Origin of the sequence: Actinokineospora sp. NBRC 105648 (genome assembly GCF_030269645.1) — a bacterium.
Taxonomy (GTDB): domain Bacteria; phylum Actinomycetota; class Actinomycetes; order Mycobacteriales; family Pseudonocardiaceae; genus Actinokineospora.
On sequence record NZ_BSTR01000052.1, the window covers coordinates 21,330 to 38,757 of the forward strand.

Annotated in this window: 18 protein-coding genes; 10 read left to right on the forward strand and 8 right to left on the reverse strand. The window is 70.0% G+C overall.

All coding sequences use genetic code 11. From position 1 onward, the window contains the following. Window position 1: 1 nt before the first annotated feature. From QSK30_RS30750 to QSK30_RS37015, 6 genes are all read right to left on the reverse strand, one after another. Window positions 2-925, reverse strand: coding sequence for an LLM class flavin-dependent oxidoreductase (locus tag QSK30_RS30750; RefSeq protein WP_285508251.1), 924 nt, complete (start codon window positions 923-925; stop codon window positions 2-4). After that, window positions 922-1,947, reverse strand: a complete 1,026-nt coding sequence (locus QSK30_RS30755; RefSeq protein WP_285508253.1) for an ABC transporter substrate-binding protein — start codon at window positions 1,945-1,947, stop codon at window positions 922-924. The genes QSK30_RS30750 and QSK30_RS30755 overlap by 4 nt, the downstream gene beginning before the upstream one ends. Beyond that, window positions 1,928-2,722 carry an ABC transporter ATP-binding protein gene (locus tag QSK30_RS30760; protein WP_285508290.1) on the reverse strand — a complete coding sequence of 265 codons (795 nt, stop codon included), beginning with the start codon at window positions 2,720-2,722 and terminating at the stop codon, window positions 1,928-1,930. The genes QSK30_RS30755 and QSK30_RS30760 overlap by 20 nt, the downstream gene beginning before the upstream one ends. Next, window positions 2,719-3,564: an ABC transporter permease gene (locus QSK30_RS30765; RefSeq protein ID WP_285508255.1), complete on the reverse strand. Its 846-nt coding sequence runs from the start codon at window positions 3,562-3,564 to the stop codon at window positions 2,719-2,721. The genes QSK30_RS30760 and QSK30_RS30765 overlap by 4 nt, the downstream gene beginning before the upstream one ends. Window positions 3,565-3,575: 11 nt before the next feature. Beyond that, window positions 3,576-4,583, reverse strand: coding sequence for an NrtA/SsuA/CpmA family ABC transporter substrate-binding protein (locus QSK30_RS30770; RefSeq protein ID WP_285508257.1), 1,008 nt, complete (start codon window positions 4,581-4,583; stop codon window positions 3,576-3,578). 118 nt (window positions 4,584-4,701) lie between these two features. Then, the gene (locus QSK30_RS37015) at window positions 4,702-4,779 is read right to left on the reverse strand and encodes a putative leader peptide (protein WP_352231645.1); all 78 of its coding nucleotides are present in this window, start codon (window positions 4,777-4,779) and stop codon (window positions 4,702-4,704) included. 217 nt (window positions 4,780-4,996) lie between these two features. Between QSK30_RS37015 and QSK30_RS30775 the strand changes: the two genes are divergently transcribed. From QSK30_RS30775 to QSK30_RS30805, 7 genes are all read left to right on the forward strand, one after another. Next, window positions 4,997-6,049 (forward strand): putative adhesin, encoded by a 1,053-nt coding sequence (locus QSK30_RS30775; RefSeq protein WP_285508258.1) that lies wholly within the window; start codon window positions 4,997-4,999, stop codon window positions 6,047-6,049. A 216-nt stretch (window positions 6,050-6,265) separates the two neighbouring features. After that, window positions 6,266-7,165 carry a proteasome assembly chaperone family protein gene (locus tag QSK30_RS30780; RefSeq protein ID WP_285508260.1) on the forward strand — a complete coding sequence of 300 codons (900 nt, stop codon included), beginning with the start codon at window positions 6,266-6,268 and terminating at the stop codon, window positions 7,163-7,165. A gap of 50 nt (window positions 7,166-7,215) precedes the next feature. After that, window positions 7,216-7,401 carry a DUF6059 family protein gene (locus tag QSK30_RS30785; protein WP_285508262.1) on the forward strand — a complete coding sequence of 62 codons (186 nt, stop codon included), beginning with the start codon at window positions 7,216-7,218 and terminating at the stop codon, window positions 7,399-7,401. Between the two features lie 620 nt (window positions 7,402-8,021). Further along, window positions 8,022-8,492, forward strand: coding sequence for a response regulator (locus QSK30_RS30790; RefSeq protein ID WP_285508263.1), 471 nt, complete (start codon window positions 8,022-8,024; stop codon window positions 8,490-8,492). A gap of 169 nt (window positions 8,493-8,661) precedes the next feature. Further along, the gene (locus QSK30_RS30795; protein ID WP_285508264.1) at window positions 8,662-9,465 is read left to right on the forward strand and encodes an ABC transporter ATP-binding protein; all 804 of its coding nucleotides are present in this window, start codon (window positions 8,662-8,664) and stop codon (window positions 9,463-9,465) included. A 367-nt stretch (window positions 9,466-9,832) separates the two neighbouring features. Continuing rightward, window positions 9,833-10,717 carry an FG-GAP-like repeat-containing protein gene (locus QSK30_RS30800; RefSeq protein ID WP_285508265.1) on the forward strand — a complete coding sequence of 295 codons (885 nt, stop codon included), beginning with the start codon at window positions 9,833-9,835 and terminating at the stop codon, window positions 10,715-10,717. A gap of 187 nt (window positions 10,718-10,904) precedes the next feature. Further along, on the forward strand, window positions 10,905-12,074 hold the full coding sequence (locus QSK30_RS30805) for a L,D-transpeptidase (protein ID WP_285508266.1): 1,170 nt from the start codon (window positions 10,905-10,907) through the stop codon (window positions 12,072-12,074). A 29-nt stretch (window positions 12,075-12,103) separates the two neighbouring features. Here the strand turns inward: QSK30_RS30805 and QSK30_RS30810 are convergent, their stop codons facing one another. Beyond that, window positions 12,104-13,117 (reverse strand): glycosyltransferase family protein, encoded by a 1,014-nt coding sequence (locus QSK30_RS30810; RefSeq protein ID WP_285508267.1) that lies wholly within the window; start codon window positions 13,115-13,117, stop codon window positions 12,104-12,106. Window positions 13,118-13,302: 185 nt separating this feature from the next. On the opposite strand from QSK30_RS30810, the gene QSK30_RS30815 reads away from it, so the two are divergent. Genes QSK30_RS30815 through QSK30_RS30825 form a run of 3 tightly spaced genes read left to right on the forward strand, consistent with a single transcriptional unit; the run spans window position 13,303 to window position 16,171 of the window. Then, a complete protein-coding gene (locus QSK30_RS30815) occupies window positions 13,303-14,382 on the forward strand; it encodes a glycosyltransferase (protein WP_285508269.1) in 1,080 nt (359 codons plus the stop codon). Then, complete coding sequence (locus tag QSK30_RS30820; protein ID WP_285508270.1) at window positions 14,379-15,374, forward strand: glycosyltransferase; 996 nt, start codon at window positions 14,379-14,381, stop codon at window positions 15,372-15,374. Before QSK30_RS30815 ends, QSK30_RS30820 begins: the two co-directional genes overlap by 4 nt. Further along, the gene (locus tag QSK30_RS30825; RefSeq protein WP_285508271.1) at window positions 15,371-16,171 is read left to right on the forward strand and encodes a glycosyltransferase family 2 protein; all 801 of its coding nucleotides are present in this window, start codon (window positions 15,371-15,373) and stop codon (window positions 16,169-16,171) included. Before QSK30_RS30820 ends, QSK30_RS30825 begins: the two co-directional genes overlap by 4 nt. Before the next feature lie 606 nt (window positions 16,172-16,777). Here the strand turns inward: QSK30_RS30825 and QSK30_RS30830 are convergent. Further along, window positions 16,778-17,299, reverse strand: coding sequence for a ComEA family DNA-binding protein (locus tag QSK30_RS30830; protein ID WP_285508272.1), 522 nt, complete (start codon window positions 17,297-17,299; stop codon window positions 16,778-16,780). Window positions 17,300-17,428: the final 129 nt, after the last annotated feature.

Consider the following 17,428-nt stretch of genomic DNA (forward strand, 5'->3'; position numbering starts at 1 on the left):
CTCATGCCCTCCCTGCGAGCAGCGGACGCACGTGCTGCGCGATCCGCAGCGCTTCCTCGAGCCGGGGGTCGGCGGAGAGGAAGAAGGTGTCGAAACCGCGTTCGCCGTATGCCCGGATCTGGTCCGCGACCTGTTCGTACGTCCCGTGCAGACCGGCTGAGCCGGTCAGCTCGGCCGCCTCCTCGCGGGCGTGCACGCTCGCTTGGAGGGCGAGCCGGGGCCGCCCGCCGAGCCGCGAGACGTAGTGGTCCAGCTCGCCTTGGTTCAGGTCGCCGTCCGGGGCGAGGTCGAACACGTGCACGTCGGCGTGCTCGGCGGAGAGCGCCAGTGCCTCGTCGGACGTGCCGGACAGGTAGACGGTGGGGAACGGCAGCCCGGCCAGCGGTCCGGCGAAACCGCCCTTGACCACCTCGTAGAACCGGCCGGTGAAGTCCACGTCCTGCCCGTGCCACACCGCCTTCGCGACGGTCAGGAACTCCGCCGCCCGCGCGTACCGGTCGGCGCCGGTGACGAAATCCCCTTGGGCGCGCTGGACGCGCTCGTCCAAGTCCACCTCCAAGCGCCAGCTCAACCGCCCGCCAAAGGCGCGTTGCAGCGTCGCGGACACCTTCGCCGCGTACACCGGTGTCGCGATCCCGGCGGGGAAACCGGCGATCACCTCGAGGTACCGGCTGTCGCGGCCAAGGGAGCCGGAGACGACCAGCGACTCCTCGCCCGCCGGGTCGTAGGGCACGTAGACCCCACCCAACCCGCCCAGCTCGGCCGCGCGGGAGATCTGGTGCAGGTAGTCGAACGGGGTGAACGCCGGGCCACCGATTCGTCCGTCCCGAATGGACGGTGGAAGGGCGGGCGCGGGGTCCCAGCCGCGGTTGGCCTTGCCGTCGCCGCGGGTCGGGATGGTCCAGATGAGCCGCGGCGCGCTCACCGGCCCGCCGCCAGCAGCGCCCTGGCCTCGGCCAGCGGCTCGTGCGCCGCCCAGCCGCGGACGTCCACGTCGCGCGCCAGGAACCCGTGCGCCAGCAGGAAGTTCTTCTGCCGGGTCAGCAGGTCCAGCCGCTCGTCGGACAGGTCGGGGTGCAACGACTCGTGGAAGCCGTCCCGGTAGGCGGCCGCGACACCCTCGGCGCCGGACCGGGTCTCCCCGGCCAGGATCTCGCGCACCCGGTCGAGGTTGTCGGCCGCCCAGTCCGCCGCGCGCAGCGTCTGGACCAGGAAGCGGACCACCAGGTCCGGCCGCTCGGCGAGGATCTGCTCGTGCACGGTGATCGGCCGGGGCGTGCCGTTGTTCACCCGGAACCGCCGGTCGGCGAAGGAGTCCAGGTCGATGCCGACCACGAGTCCGCGCGCCACCGCCTGCTCGGCGGCCTGGGCGCCCTTGATGTAGACGGCGTCGACCTCGCCCGCGGTCAGCGCCTCGATCCCGAACAGCGAGGAACCGCCCTGGGCGCCGCGGCCCACGTCACCCTGCCCGGTCGCCACCTCGACGAGCGTGACGTCGGCGATGGTCAGACCGGCGGTGCCGAGCGCGCCGACGAACCCGTGCAGCGCCATCGCCCGCGGGAAGCTGCGGGCCCGGTCGGCGGCCAGCGCGGGCAGCGCGACCCGCTTGCCCACCAGGTGTTCCGGCGCGGTGATGCCCGAGTCCGGCCGGACCACGATCGCCTGTGACTCGTCGATCCAGGTCAGGCCGATCAGCCGGGTCGGGGCGCCCTCGGACCTGGCGACCAGCGCGGGCACGTTGCCGCCCTCGCGGAACAGCCCGACCAGCCGGTGGTCGAAGTGCCGGGCGGCGATCTCCGGCGCGGCGTCCTGCAGCACGCCGACCTCGAGGCCGTCGGCGGCGTACTCCTCGGTCAGCCACCCGAGGTTGTAGGCCAGGCCGCTGGCGGTGGGCACCGGGCAGCGGGTGTACCAGATCCGGTTCTGCTCAAGCGTTTGCGTGCTCATCAGTGCTCCTGGGGGAACGGTCGGGGTTCCTGGTGGAACGGTCGGGGGTGACCCCGAGCGCGGCGAGGTAGTCCTTGCGGTGGGCGATCACGGCGGGGTCGTCGCGGTCGCGCGGCCGGGCCGCGTCGATCCGCCGGTCGAGGGCGAAACCGCCGTCCCGCAACACGATCACGCGGTCGGCGAGCACCAGCGCCTCGTCCACGTCGTGGGTCACCAGCAGCACCGCCGGGCGGTGCCGGGCGCACAGCTCGGCGACGAGCTCCTGCATCTGCAACCGGGTCAGCGCGTCGAGCGCGGCGAACGGCTCGTCCAGCAGCAGCAGTTGCGGCTGCCGGACCAGCGCACGGGCGAGCGCGACCCGTTGCGCCTCGCCGCCGGAGAGCGTGGCGGGCCAGCTGCGCGCCTTGTCCGCCAGGCCCACCTCGGCCAGCGCGGCCAGCCCCGGACCGCGGGCGGCCTTGCCGCGCTGGCCGATCGTGACGTTGGCCAGCACCCGGCGGGCCTGCACCAGCCGCGGTTCCTGGTAGACGATCGTGCGGATCCCCGGTACCAGAACGGTTCCTGCGTCCGGGCGGTGCAGGCCGGAGAGCAGCCGGAGCAGGGTGGTCTTGCCGGTGCCGCTGGGTCCGAGCAGCGCGACGAACTCACCGGGGGCGATGTCCAGGTCGATCCCGTCCAGCACCCGGTTCGAGCCGAAGCTCTTGCCGACGCCGCGCAACCGCACCACGGCGCCCGCTGTGCTGTCCTCGGGGGCCGCCTGGTCCTCGGCGCTCATCCGCTCGCCGTCCCGTGCCGCCGCCACGGCATGGCGGTCCGCTCCACCAGCCTGATCACCAGGTCCACCCCGATCCCGATCAACGCGTAGATCACGATGCAGAGCACCATGTAGTCGTTGCGGTAGTACTGCTGCGCGAGCGTCACCAGGTAGCCGATCCCCGCGGTGGCGCCGACCTGCTCGGCCGCGATCAACCCGACCAGGCTGATGCCCAGGCAGATCCGCAGCGCCATCAGGATGTTCGGCAGCGCGCTGGGCACCACCACACCGACCGCCAGCCGCCAGCCGCGCAGCCCGAACCCGCGCGCCGCCTCGACCACCTTGCGGTCGACCGAACGCACGCCCAGGTAGGTGTAGGCGTACATCGGCGAGGCCGACGACACCGCGATCAGCGCGACCTTGAACGCCTCGTCCACCCCGAACCACGAGATGAACAGCGGCACCAGGGCCAGGAACGGCACCACGCGGATGATCTGCACCGTCGCGTCGAGGAGTTCCTCACCGAGCCGGGACAGACCGCTGACCAGGCCGAGCACCAGCGCGACGCTCACCCCGATGGCCACACCCAGACCGGCGCGCTGGAACGAGGCCAGGCTGTACTCCCACAGCTGCCCGGTGTTCACCAGTTCCCAGAACGCCCGCACCACCTGCCCGGGAGAGGCGAGGACGTCGGTCGACACCAGGGCGTGCGTCGTGGTGTACCACCAGGCGACCAGGATCAACGCGGGCACGCTGCCCCGCAGCAGCAGCGACAGCCACCGGTTGCGCGACTTCGTCCCGAGGAACTCCGGCTCGGTCAGCTCGACGGCCGCCGGGGTCGCGCGCTCCCGCGTCTCAGCCACCTGCGCCACGGTCATTTCCGGTCACCCCAGTCGTAGAACACCTTCTTGGGGTCCGAGGCCTTCTCCAGCACCTTGTTCTCCACGAACACGGTGGACACACCGGTGAGCCTGGCCTCGTCGGCGTTCTGCGGCAGCCGGAGCACGTTGTCGTAGCGGCCGATGGCGATGTTGTTCTCCAGCTGCAGGCCGGTCGCCGCCGTCGGGCCCTGGTCGGCGAAGACGTTCTGGAACTTCTCCGGCTCCGCCTTCTCCTGTTCGTCCAACTGGGACAGCACCCGGACCAGGGTCCGGACCACCTCGGGGTTCTTGGCGAGCAGGTCGGTGCGGGCGACGAACATGTTCATGTCGTCCGAGGGCAGATCCCGGCCGCGGAAGACCACCCTGGCCCCCTTGGCCACCGCCTGCGGGAAGGCCCGCACGATGGCGACCCACCCGTCCACCTGGCCGCTGGCGAACGCCGACGCGGCCTGGTCCTGCTGCAGGTAGACGCGGGTGACCTGGTCGGCCGGGATGCCCGCCTGCTTGAGCGCGAGCAGGAGCAGGTACTCGCCGCGGCCCGCCTTGTTCACCGCGATCCGCTTGCCGCGCAGGTCCTGGACCGTCTTGATCGGACTGTCCGGCTGCACGATCAGCCCGTCGCCCGCGCCCGCGCGGGGGTCGGTGACCACGTCCTTGACCGCGACGATCCGGATGTCGTCGGAGGTGGCGAGGTAGCCGAGGGCGGGGGAGTAGGCGCCCTCGGCGAAGTTCACCGCGCCCGAGTGGATCGCGTCGGTGGTCGCGGTGAACGACGAGTACGTCCCGCCCCACTCCACCTTCGCGTTCAGCGCGGCCAGCGGACCGTCGAAGCTGCCGTTCTTCTTCGCGTAGGCGAGCGGTCCGTAGTTGCCGGGGTCGGTCAGCTTTACCACGATGGCCCCGGAGGCGGCGTCAGTCGAGCTGCCGCACGAGGCCAGGGCCACGGCGAGCACGGCGGCGGTGGCGATCCGGGCGATCCTTGAGTGCGCGAAAGTACCCATGGGCGTGTCTGCTTGTCCCTTGTCACAAGGAGATCAGGGCGGGGGAGGGGTCGCCGAAGACCCGCGAACCCCGTGTTGGGGGGCGCGGTCTACCGGCCGAAGTGGGGAGCGTCCTCGCTCAGTGCGGCGGACACAGCGAGCTGGCGACCCGGAGCAGGTCGACATGCTGACGGGTCGTCAGCCGCAGCGGTCTCATGACCCGAACGCTAGGGACGCCGCGGACACCCCGTCAATCAGAACTCGCGGCTTCCCGCATCATGGAAGCCCCTCTGATCTGCGCCTTCTCCGTGCGATGGCGCTCTGGCTTTCCACATGGTGGTAGTCGGCCCGTCTCGGCCGGGCTCGACCGCCCTGTTACGCCTGCCCGGCCGCCGGCGATTGATCTTGGTCGGGACTACTGGTTTGGAGACGCAATGGTGGGCATCGTGCTGGGCCACGGATCGCACGACGGAACGGACATCGTCACGGTGCCGAAGGGCCTGCCCGTGCACTTCTACACCGACGAGGGCTCCCCGCTGCTGATGGTCAACCTCTTGGAGCTGCTCGGGCGGGACCACCACCGGACTCCCATGCAGACCCTCGCCCCCGGCACGCCGGTGCCGAACTACAAGTACGAGCCGTTCAAACCCCACGAGTTGCGGGCTTTCACCGCGTACAACCAGCTCGAGGTGCCGCAGCTGCTCATCGGGAGCGCGACCTCGCCCGCCACGACGCGCCTGTGCGCGGACCCCGCCCACTGCCCCAAGGACGGCCCGCACACCTGCGGCGGTGTGTTCGACCACGCGGCGAAGGGGCGGTGGACCAAGCTTTTGGTGCTGTCGTGCCGGATCCACACGGGGCGGTCGCAGCAGCCGACCGTGGCGCTGATGACCGCGACGGGCAAGCGGGACACCTCGGTGTTCGACGCGTTGTTCGCCTGGGTCACCGCGTTCGTGGCACTGGACCCGGCGGGCCAGGACGCCAGGTGGGCGGCGCTGAGCGAGCGCGAACGGGTCCGGCTGGTCGCCGTGGAGGACGAGCTCCGCGAGTGGGCGGACTGCTTGGCCCTGCGCACGGCGATCGCCTCGGCCGACCGGCCCAAGGCCGCCGCCCTGGTCGCGGCCGCGCCGACCTCGGTCAGGTTCCGCCTCGTCCGCGACTACCCACGCCACCGCGAGCTGGTGCGGGCCGAGCCCGCGTTGTCCCCGGCCGAGCGCCAGGCGATCGCGGCGTTCCAGCGGGCGCCGTTCGGTGCGCAGATCACCCAGTGGCTCGACCTGACGCAGCCGGACCAGGTCCGGTGGCTGACCGAACCGGCGATCGCCTCGTGGGCGACCGCCTTCAACGCCCTGGAGCTGTTCGACCTCGGCCTCGTCGGCGACCAGCTGATGGGCGTCCTGCGCAGGTTGGACCCGGCCGCCCAGGGCGTCGCCCTCACCGAGCCCCGACTGGTCGACTACCTGGCCCACCACTCCCTGCGGATCTGACCTGCCCCCGGGGGTTTTGTTGCGGGACATGGCCGTCAGCCGCGGTGGCCCGGCGGTGGTGGCCGGACGGCGGTGGCCCGGATCCGGCTGTTGCCATCCTGTGTCCGCGGTCCGGGAATGTCGGTCGGTTGTGGGACGTTGTACTGAGACAGGTGTGTGGGTTCGTGCGTGGGTCCAATCGTGGGTCCGTGTGTCGTTTCGCGTGGGAGGTATCAGGTGGCGCTGGATCCGGACGAGCTGTTCGAGGTGGACTCCGACGTCCCGGACCTGGAGGGGGCCGTCCTGCTGCACCACTTCGACGGCTTCGTCGACGCCGGTTCGGCCGGGGCGACGCTGGTCGAGCACCTGCTGGAGGTGCACGAGCACCGCGTGGTCGCCCGGTTCGACGTGGACGACCTGATCGACTACCGGGCCCGGCGCCCGGTGATGACCTACGAGACCGACCGCTGGCAGGACTACGACGCCCCCGAGCTGGTCGTGCGCCTGCTGCACGACGCCGCGGGCACCCCGTTCCTGCTGCTCACCGGCCCCGAACCGGACCGGCGCTGGGAGGCCGTCGCGGCCGCCGTCCAGGTACTTGTCGAGCGGTGGGGCGTGCGGCTGACCGTCGGTGCCCACGGCATCCCGATGGGGGTCCCGCACACCCGCGAGCTGTCGGTGATCTCGCACGCCAGCAGGCCCGAGCTGGTCACCTCGCGGTCCCCGTTCAGCCGGGTGCAGGTACCGGGCAACCTCTCCGCGCTCCTGGAACTGCGCCTCGGCCAGGCAGGCCACGACGCGATGGGCTTCGCCGCCTACGTCCCGCACTACCTCGCGCAGAGCACCTACCCGGCCGCCTCACTCGGGCTGCTGGAGGCCGTGATGACGGGCACCGGCCTGGTGATCCGCACCGACGCCCTGCGCGAGGCCGCCAAGCGGGCCGACGCCGAGATCGCGCGCCAGGTCGCCGAGTCCACGGAGGTGGCCGAGGTGGTCGAGGCACTGGAACGGCAGTACGACGCCTACGCCGAGAGCACCCGCAACCTCCTGATCTCCGACGGCGAACCAGTACCCAGCGCCGACGAACTGGGCGCCGAGTTCGAACGCTTCCTCGCCGACCAGGCACGCGACGCCTGAGCCCGGTCGTACTTCACCGTTGCTTTAGCGGCAGCAGTCATCGTTGACAGATGCCAGGTCGAGTACTGCGAGGTGTCTGCAACGTGCTGGTGACGTTGGGGTCGGTGTTCTTCCCGGCGCACTGGTCATTCGTGGTGGGGGAGGCGCTGAGCGGTCCGGCTCCAGGGCACCCGGAAAAGCTGGTGCGGCAGTCGCCGACCGATGATGAACGAGCGCTCTTCGCTCAGCTCGGTTAATGCTTCTCTGGCCTCCACCAAACCGCAGCGGAAACCATCAGCCCCCCGCCAATCGCAGCGGAAGCCCTCCCCTCACCACCAAACCGCAGCGGAAGCCCCCCGCCCGCACCCACCCACCCACCCACTCACCCCCCACCAGACCGCAGCGGCGAGGCCGCCCCCCACCCCACCAGACCGCAGCGGATAGGCCGACCTCGCTGGAACGCAAGTCCCGCTACGGATGCTCGATCTAGTGGACTCGCTTCGTGTGGGGGGAGAGCACCGCTAAACTTGCCGGTGGTGGGGAATGCCCTTCACCCGCCCTTTTTTCACCACCGCGGTGCTCTAGGGGCCCCACACGAAGCGAGTTCAGTAGATCGAGCCCCCGTCTTTAACTCGGGCAACGAAGACGGCAACCCCAAGACACCGGGCAACGAGACGGCACCCACCGCACGGGCCCCTAGATCGAGCCCACGCCCCAACCCGGGCAACAGGGCAGCAAACCCACCAGAGCGACCAAGCGGGAGACCAGGTCCTCGTCCCCCAGCCCTGCCGCCGACCTCGGACGGCCGCCTATCGGTCAGGCCACCCGCCGTGACACGATTCCGGTCTAGGGTCTCGCCGCACGCCAGGGAGCAGCCATGAACGATCTGATGACGGCGCGGGGACTCTCGAGCGAGGCGTCGGGCCCCGCGATCGACGTGCTGCTCGTCGAGGACGACGAGGGCGACGTGCTCATGATCCGTGAGGCGTTCGAGCTGCGTGGCCCGAACAGCAGGCTGCACGTGGTCAACGATGGGATCGAGGCGGTCGCCTTCCTGCGCAGGCAGGCCGGGTACGGCGACGTCCCCCGGCCGCAGTTGATCCTGCTCGACCTCAACATGCCGCGGATGGATGGCCGTGAGGTGCTCGCCGAGGTGAAGACCGACCCGGATCTGACCTCGATCCCGGTGGTCGTGCTCACCACCTCCGCTGCTCAGGAGGACATCCAGAGCAGCTACTCGTTGCACGCCAACGCCTACGTCACCAAGCCCGCCGATCTCGACGAGTTCATGACCGCGGTCGGGAAGGTCGACGACTTCTTCGGGGCCACGGCCAGTCTGCCGGAGTGATCGGCCACTCCCAGTAGTCTGCTGTCACCGGATCAGGTGACCCGTGACCTTGATGGTTAGGTGAGGCTAAGCTCTGCCCTGACGCTTCCGTCGCGACAGGGGAGGGCTTCATGGCCACGTATCGGACCTTGGTCCGCTGGGTCGACGAGGTCGTGCCCCGGGTGGGCCGGTGACCCGGCTGCGCGCCGAGGGGCTGACCCTCGGCTACGACGGTCGGGTGGTGGCCGACGGTCTCGAGGTCGCCATCCCGGATGGTTCCTTCACCGCGATCGTCGGGCCCAACGCGTGTGGGAAGTCGACCTTGCTCAAGGCCTTCGCGCGCGTGCTGCGCCCGAATGGCGGCTCGGTGTACCTCGACGGCGAGCTGATCGCCTCCTACCGGTCCAAGGAGGTCGCGCGCAGGCTGGGCCTGCTGCCGCAGACCTCCACCGCGCCCAGCGGGATCACTGTGGGTGACCTGGTCGCCCGGGGCCGCTACCCGCACCAGGGGCTGTTGCGGCAGTGGTCGGCCGACGACGAGGCCGTGGTCACCGACGTCATGCGCCGCACCGGGGTGTTGGACCTGGCCGACCGGATGGTCGACGAGCTCTCCGGCGGTCAGCGGCAGCGGGTGTGGTTGGCGATGGTGCTGGCCCAGCGCACCGCGATCCTGCTGCTGGACGAGCCGACGACGTTTCTCGACATCGCCCACCAGGTCGAGGTGCTGGACCTGTGCGCCCAGCTGCACGAGCAGGACGGCTACACCCTCGTGGCGGTGCTGCACGACCTGAACCAGGCGTGCCGGTACGCCACGCACATGGTCGCCATGCGGGCGGGCGGTGTGGTGGCCGCGGCCGGTCGACCCGGCGACATCGTCACCGCCGAACTGGTCGAGGACGTGTTCGGCCTGCGCGCCCGGGTGATCGACGACCCGGAGACCGGCACGCCGATGATCATCCCGCTGGCCCGGGTCGCGAACCGGGCGTTCGCCTAGGACGTGCGGCTGGCGGTCGAGTGTCTTTTGTGGACACCGTTGCTGCCGCGTGAATGGTGTGTTGCTATTTCTTTCGAGGGCTGACGACTGATGTCGGGCGCGGCGGAAATATATTAATTTCGCCGTCCTGATGGGCGAAATAGGTGACCCCGGATGGTGGCCACCCACCCGTTCGGTGGGCAGGCTTGCCAACCTGGGGTGGGTCGGGAATGCGATGAACGAGGGGCTTGTCCGCACGGTGGGGTGACGCCCCGGGGAATTCCTGGGCAGCGGTGTGAGCGGGCCAATATGTTCTGGCTGTTCGGATCACCGAACGTTCGCGAATACCGGAGAGCGAGTTATGAGACGACTCAGATCAATCTCGGGAATGAGCGCGCTGGCCCTGGCACTGGGTGCCCTCGCGTTGTCCACCACCTCGGCGGGCGCCACCGACGCGGCCCGGCCCGGACCAGCGGTGGTGCAGAACGACCTCGTGGTGTGGCGGCCGGGCAACGGCACCTGGTACCGGCTGACCGGCGCGGGCAGCGGCAGTGTCGCCTGGGGCGCGGCGGGTGACGCCCCGGTGGGCGGGGACTTCACCGGCGACGGGCGCAGCGACTACACGGTGTGGCGGCCGTCCAACGGTGTCTGGTACGTCAAGAACCGGGTCAGCGGCGTCACCTCGGCCACCCAGTGGGGGCTCGCGGGCGACGTGCCGGAGCCGGCCGACTTCACCGCCGACGGGCGCGACGACTACACGGTGTGGCGGCCGTCCAATGGTGTCTGGTACGTCAAGAACAGCGTCAACGGCGCCACCGCGGCCACCCAGTGGGGTGTGGCGGGCGACGTGCCCGCCGCTGAGGACGTCGACGGTGACGGCGCGGCCGACTACGTGGTGTGGCGGCCCAGCAACGGCGTCTGGTACGTCAAGAACAGCCAGACCGGCGTCACGCGCAGTGTCCAGTGGGGCGTCGCGGGGGACGTCCCGGTACCCGGTGACTACACCGGTGACGGGCGCGGGGACTTCGCCGTGTGGCGGCCGTCGAACGGCACCTGGTACGTGCAGGACAGCGTCTCCGGCGCGACGTCGGCGACGCAGTGGGGCACGCCCGGCGACGTGCCGGTCGGGGGCGACTTCACCGACGACGGCCGAGCCGACTACACGGTCTGGCGCCCGTCGAACGGTGTCTGGTACGTGCGCAACAGCGTGACCGGTGCCTCGTCGGCGACGCAGTGGGGTGTTTCCGGCGACGTCCCGGTCTCCTTCCGGTAGTTCGGACTCGACCCGCCGCCGGGTGCGCGCGCACCCGGCGGCGGCGCTGGTTCGCCGGGCGGGCGGATCGTCGGGTGAACAGGACGTCGTGTAAACAAGAGGATGAACCCGTGAACGGGTTCCGGGAAAAGCGGTTGTTGACCGTTTTCTCCGAATGGTTCCGAGTGAAGATATTGCGAGGATCGCCGTGCGGTTCGCAGTGTGCTCCGGCGTTGTGGCTTTCGTCCTGCTGGTGAGCGGGTGCACCACCGAGGTCGCCCCACCCGGCTCCGCCGCGGGCCAACCGGGCTCCGACGGGGGCTCTGGCGCGGCCGCGGCGCAGCTCGTGATCAGCCCCGGGGCGGACCAGAAGGTGGTGCCGACCACGCCGATCACGGTCACTGTGAGCAACGGCACCCTCGACTCGGTGACGGTGACGAACAAGGCGAAGTCGTCCACGGTCAAGGGTGCGATGTCCGCCGACAAGCACACCTGGACCTCGTCCGAGCCGCTCGGTTACGGGTCGACCTACCAGGTGGTGGCGACGGCGGGGACGGCGAAGGCCCAGCAGGCGGTGAGCACGGTCGCGCCGAGGGCGCAGGCGTACCCGTCCTTCATTCCGCCACCGAGTGTCACCGATGTCGGCGTCGGCCAGCCCATCGTGGTGAAGTTCGACCAGGACGTCACCGACAAGGCGGCGGCCGAGAAGGCCCTCAAGCTCACCGCCACCCCGGCCCAATCCGGTGGCTGGTACTGGCTGTCCAAGCGCGAGGTGCACTACCGGCCGCAGGAGTACTGGCAGCCCGGCACCACCATCGCCCTGCACGCCGCGGTCTACGGCGTCGACCTCGGCGGCGGCGTGTACGGCCAGACCGACCGCGACCTGAACCTCAAGGTGCACGACTCGTGGGTCGCCAAGGCCGACGGGAACACCGCGCAGATGGGCATCTTCCAGAACGGCGCGCTGGTGAAGACCATGCCGATCAGCATGGGCAAGGACGCCACCCCGACGCACCTGGGCGCGCACGTCGTCTCCGACAAGAAGCGCGAGTACACAATGGACTCCTGCACCTACGGCGTCTGCCCGCCCGACCCGAAGGCCTACCGCTCCAAGGAGAACTTCGCCCTCCGCATCTCCAACGACGGCGAGTTCGTGCACGAGAACCCGAACAGCGTCGGCGCCCAGGGCAGCACCAACGTCTCCCACGGCTGCATCAACCTCAACGCCGCCAACGCGTCCTGGTTCTTCGACCACTTCGGCCTCGGCGACGTCGTCGAGGTCACCAACTCCGGCGGCCCCCAGCTCCCCGTCTACGACACCTACGGCGACTGGCTCGTCCCGTGGGCGGACTGGAAGGCGGGCTCGGCCCTCAAGTAACGCCCCTGATGGCGAGCCGTTAGCGGGCTCTAGGCCACGACTGTGGACTGGGCGCGGTGGTAGGTCTGGATGTGTGCCTGGGCGATCGCCTCGCGTTGGGCCGCTCGGGAATGTGTGTCGGCGCGCCAGGTGGGTCGTTGGTGGTAGGCGGTGTGCACTGCCTTGATGAGGGAGGCGCTGTCCAGGCCGGACTCGTCGTGGTCGAAGCGCAGGCACGGGGCTTGTTCGGCGTAGTAGCCGCAGCGCGGGGCGGCGACCGTGGTGCCCAGGTCGTGGCACGCCTCCAGCCAGCCGGAGTGGGTGCCGAATCGGTAGGGCAGGACTGAGATGTCCAAATCGGACAGGTAGTCCCAGAGCTCGTCGTCGGTGAACGGCGCGTGCACGCGTACGTCGAGGTCTTTGAGCTCGGCGGCCACGGCTCTGCCGCCTGCGTCGTCGTGGGCGTCGACCCGCAGGCGTGCGCCGGGTAGGTCGGCCACCGCCTCGGCGAGGACCCTGGCGACGGCGACCGGGTCGCTGTTGGCCCGTTTGCTCTTCGCGTGCACGCCGACCACGAACCCCTCGTGCGAGGGCCGGGGGAGTGCCATGCGGTCGAACTCGACCACGTGTGGGTGTGGGATGACGACGGCCACGCGGCTCCACCGTCGGGCGATCTCGGCCGCGGCGCCGTGGGTCAGGGTGATCACCTCGTCGGCCGCGGGGATCAGGACGTCGAGTGCCGCCGCGTGCGGGGTCGGGTCCAGGTGATGTGGGTTGCGCAGGTCGTGCACGGTGACGACCAGTGGCCGCCTGGCCACCCGGAGGCTCGACACCACGGTGCGCAACTCCTCGGGGGTGCGGTCGTCGAAGCCGAAGTGGACGTGGAAGACGTCGAACTCCTCGGCGTGCGCGTCGATCCACGCCGAGGTCAGCATGGGTGGCGGCCACCACTGGCCTGCGGGCGCGCCCTCGACGCGGACGTCGGGCAGGCGCAACACGCTTTCGGTGCCGCTGAGTGACGACAGGTGTCTGATGTAGACGTGTCCGGACGGAACAGAGGCCACTCGGAGTACTGGGTTCACGGACACGTGACCGGGTGCCCAATCACGGTGGTGCGCAAACCCCAAGGGCCGCAAACGATCTGCGCTCGCCCTGTCGGATGACTCACGGCGTGGATCCCGGCCGGACGGGTATGACTGTTGGGTGGCCCGTGCGTGCGGGTGGCAGGCGCCCGAACCAGAGGAGTCCCATGGCCAGTGCGACCCGTGCACGGCAGACAGCGGGCGGCCTGCGGATCGCGCTGATCGCCTCCGCGCGCTACCCGATCCGGGAGCCGTTCCCCGGCGGCCTCGAGGCGCACACCTGGCAGCTGGCGAACCGGCTACGCGAGCGCGGCCACCTCGTCGACGTCTTCGGCGGACCGGGCTCGGACCCGGCGCTCGGCGTGCGTGTGCTGCCGACCCTGCCCGCGCTCTCGGAGTACGCCCGGGCGGACGTGAGCATGCCGCCGGACCACTTCATCGCCGAGCACCACGCCTACCTGGGCCTGATGCTCGAGCTCGCGGACGCGGGCCACGACGTCGTGCACAACAACTCGCTGCACTACCTGCCGATCGCCATGGCGGCAGGACTGCGCGCGCCACTGCTGACCACCTTGCACACCCCGCCCACACCGTGGCTGGAGTCGGCGATCGCGATAGGGCCGCGCACGCACTTCGCCGCTGTCAGCGCGCACACCGCGAACCGTTGGCGAGCGAGCGTTCCGCGCGCGACAGTTGTCCACAATGGAGTAGACCTGGACCGTTGGCGGCCAGGACCGGGCGGGGGAGTGCCGGTGTGGTCGGGGCGACTGGTCAAGGAGAAGGGCGCGGAGGAGGCGATCCGCGCGGCCCGGATCGCGGGCACCGGGCTGCGCCTGGCCGGGCCGCTGCCCGACGCCCGGTACTTCCGGGAGCGGGTGGAGCCGCTGCTCGGCGACGGCGTCGAGTATGTCGGCCACCTCGACCACGTCGCGCTGGCCGCCTTGGTGGGATCGGCGGCGGTGGCGGTCGTCTCGCCGTGCTGGGACGAGCCGTACGGCCTGGTTGTGGCCGAGGCGCTGGCCTGCGGGACACCGGTGGCCGGGTTCGCCCGCGGGGCACTGCCCGAACTGCTCGACGAGCACACCGGTGTGCTGGCTGAGCCGGGGGATGTCGAGGGCTTGGCCGCGGCGATCAGTCAAGCGTCCACTTTGGATCGTGAGCGGGCCCGCAGGCACGCCGAGCGCACGTGCTCGCTGCCCGCGATGGTCGACGGCTACGAGCGGCTGTACCGGAGCATCGCCGCGTGATCGCCTACTACGTCCACCACCAGGGCTCCGGTCACCTGCACCGCGCCCGGGCGATCGCCGACCGGCTGCGCACCCCGGTGATCGGCCTGTCCAGCTCGGCGCGGCCGCACGGTTGGCCAGGTGCCTGGGTGCGGCTGCCCGACGACGCGGGCGGAACCGATGACGTCACCGCGAACGGCACTCTGCACTGGGTTCCCAGGCACCACAACGGTTTGCGGGGGCGGATGGCAGCGGTGAGCGCGTTGCTGGCCCGCGGTGAGGTTCGGCTGCTGGTCAGTGACGTCTCGGTCGAGATCGCGCTGCTCGCCCGACTGCACGGCGTCCCGGTGGTCGTCATGGCCCAGCCCGGCGATCGCACCGACCGCCCGCACCGGCTCGCCTACGACCTCGCCGATCGCCTGCTCGCGCCATGGCCCGCCCGTCCGCAGCCCGACTGGCCCGCGCCGTGGCTCGACAAGACTGTCCATTTGGGAGCATTGTCCCGCTTCGACGGACGCCCGTCGCCCGCCCCGGCACCGGGGCGGCGGGTACTCGCGCTGTGGGGGTCCGGCGGGCTGGACGTCGACTGCGCCGCACTGCACGCGGCAGCGGCCGCTACGCGCGAATGGAGCTGGACGGTCCTCGGCCCGGAGGCCGTCCCCGACCGCCCGAACCTCCGCTGGGGCGGCTGGGTGGCCGACCCGTGGTCGGCACTGTGCGCGGCCGACGTCGTGGTCACCCATGGCGGTCAGAACGCTGTCGCTGAGGTGGCCGCGGCCCGTCGGCCTGCCGTGATCGTTCCCCAGATCCGGCCATTCGGCGAGCAACGGGCCACCGCTGCCGCCCTCTCCCGCGCACGGATCGGCGTGGTGGCGGCACGGTGGCCCGACCCCGAGCGCTGGCCGAACGTACTCCGCCGCGCGCAGGAACGAGGCGGAGCGGCGTGGTCGAGGTGGTCTTCCGGCGACGGGGCCGCGCGAGCTGCGGCCGAACTCGACGGGTTGGCACGGTGACCGGTACCGCCGTCATTACCATCACTCACCGCCGAGATGACCACCTCCGGCGGCAACGACTCGGACTGGCCGCGGACCCGCCGGATCTGCACGTGATCGTGGCGATGGACGATGTGCCAGAGGTCGACCCGGTGCCCGGCCTGGAAACTGTTCTTGTGCACGTGGGTGCCTCTGAACGCGGTTTGCCGCTGGCGGCAGCACGCAATGCGGGTGCGGCGGCCGCGCTGGCGGCGGGGGTCGAGCTGCTCGTCTTCCTGGACGTCGACTGCATTCCTGGGCCGAGCTTGGTTTCCCGGTATGCCGATGTGCGCGTGTCAGGCCCCGCGTTGCTCTGTGGCCCAGTCGCTTACTTGCCGCCTGCTGCTGACTATCCGGTGAGCGGGTTGAGCGAACTCGCCGAGATGCATCCTGGCCGGCCTGCGCCTGATCCGGGCGTTGTCCTTGTTGAGAAACGGTTTGAGCTGTTCTGGTCGCTGTCGTTCGCGGTGAGGGCTGGGGACTGGGCTGCACTGGGCGGGTTCTTCGAGGGTTATGTGGGGTATGGGGCTGAGGACACCGACTTCGCGCTGACGTGGGCAGCTGGAGGTGCTGGGCTGTACTGGGTTGGTGGGGCTGAGGCTTATCACCAGTATCACCCGCCGACTCGGCTTGATCCTGGGCGAGCGGGTGAGATTGTGCGGAACTGTTGGACTTTCCGGGAGCGTCAAGGGTATTGGCCGATGCGATCCTGGTTGGACGAGCTGGCGGCCCTTGGGATTGTCGAATTCGACGGCGTCGATGTTTTGCGGATCGTTTGAGTTTTTACCTACGCGTTGGGAGTTCCAGCTTCCCTACGCTCAATTATGACTACGGGCCTGAGGGGTTTGTCAAGGCGGGAAAGATGCCTTGACAAACCCCTCAGGCCCGTGTTTTTGGCTGCGTACGGGATGCAGGGGCGGGAGTGGTCGCAGGTGGAGGACTAGGTGGGCCGGGTGCGGTCAGGCCATCCAAGGCATGCGATTCCAGACCGCGAGCCACAAGTGGATCCGCTGATACGCAAGACAATCCCAACCCCGCCAGAACACAGCAGGTTCCCGTACCCCACCAAACCGCAGCGGTAAGGCCGACCCGGCTGGTACCGCCGGCCCCGCTACGGATGCTCGATCTAGTGGACTCGCTTCGTGTGGGGGGAGAGCACCGCTAAACTTGCCGGTGGTGGGGAATGCCCTTCACCCGCCCTTTTTTCACCACCGCGGTGCTCTAGGGGCCCCACGCGAAGCGAGTTCACTAGATCGAGCCCATGCTCGAAACCGGGCAACGAAGACGGCACCCACCGCACGGGCCCCTAGATCGAGCCCTCATCTTTAACTCGGGCAACCCATGCGCACGAGCCACCCACAGCCCGACGGCAAAACAGCAAACAGCTAAGCCTGAATCACAATCCCGCGATCCCGAATCCGCTCCCAAGCACTCAACGGCAACTCCACCCGAACCAGCAGCTCATCCACGCTCCCAAAACTCCCCTGTGCGTCAACGATCTGCCCAGCCTCAACCTCACTCAACCCCAATGACGCAGCTAAAACCGAGGCAGGCGCACTGCCGAGATCGACCAGACCGCCGTCGTCGTAGTCGCCCGGCAGGTCGGGCCGCCCGATTCCCAGCTCGCGAGCCATCAGCGGGTCCCGCTCGGCCAACGCCCGTGCGTCAGTCCGCCGGGTACGAGCAGCGAGAACCTGTGCGATGGCCGGGTCCACCGGCGGTGGTGTGGCGGGAACCCCGTACACCTCGCGACGGACCGAACGCAGGTGGGCGCACGCCGTGATGACGAGCGCGACCGCGACCACCCCGATGACCGTGTCGATCGGGTCGTGGCGGTTCTGGTCCTTGCCACCCCAGATACCCGCGATGACGAACAGGACCACGTCGACCGCGCCGTAGACGCCCACCCACTTCCACGCCGACCGCCTGCGCAGCCTGGTGGCGGCGTGGACGAAGGGGACCACCGCGAAGATCCCCGCGGTCGCGACCGTCACCACGTAGTACCAAACGCCACCCATCCGCGCATGCGGTGGTGG

What these genes read in the sequence shown, in the direction of transcription:
- QSK30_RS30755 (WP_285508253.1), bottom strand. Translation starts at nt 1,947, where the DNA reads ATGAGCACGCAAACGCTTGAGCAGAACCGGATCTGGTACACCCGCTGC.
- QSK30_RS30760 (WP_285508290.1), bottom strand. Translation starts at nt 2,722, where the DNA reads ATGAGCGCCGAGGACCAGGCGGCCCCCGAGGACAGCACAGCGGGCGCC.
- QSK30_RS30770 (WP_285508257.1), bottom strand. Translation starts at nt 4,583, where the DNA reads ATGGGTACTTTCGCGCACTCAAGGATCGCCCGGATCGCCACCGCCGCC.
- QSK30_RS37015 (WP_352231645.1), bottom strand. Translation starts at nt 4,779, where the DNA reads ATGAGACCGCTGCGGCTGACGACCCGTCAGCATGTCGACCTGCTCCGG.
- QSK30_RS30775 (WP_285508258.1), top strand. Translation starts at nt 4,997, where the DNA reads ATGGTGGGCATCGTGCTGGGCCACGGATCGCACGACGGAACGGACATC.
- QSK30_RS30785 (WP_285508262.1), top strand. Translation starts at nt 7,216, where the DNA reads ATGCCAGGTCGAGTACTGCGAGGTGTCTGCAACGTGCTGGTGACGTTG.
- QSK30_RS30790 (WP_285508263.1), top strand. Translation starts at nt 8,022, where the DNA reads ATGAACGATCTGATGACGGCGCGGGGACTCTCGAGCGAGGCGTCGGGC.
- QSK30_RS30800 (WP_285508265.1), top strand. Translation starts at nt 9,833, where the DNA reads ATGAGCGCGCTGGCCCTGGCACTGGGTGCCCTCGCGTTGTCCACCACC.
- QSK30_RS30815 (WP_285508269.1), top strand. Translation starts at nt 13,303, where the DNA reads ATGGCCAGTGCGACCCGTGCACGGCAGACAGCGGGCGGCCTGCGGATC.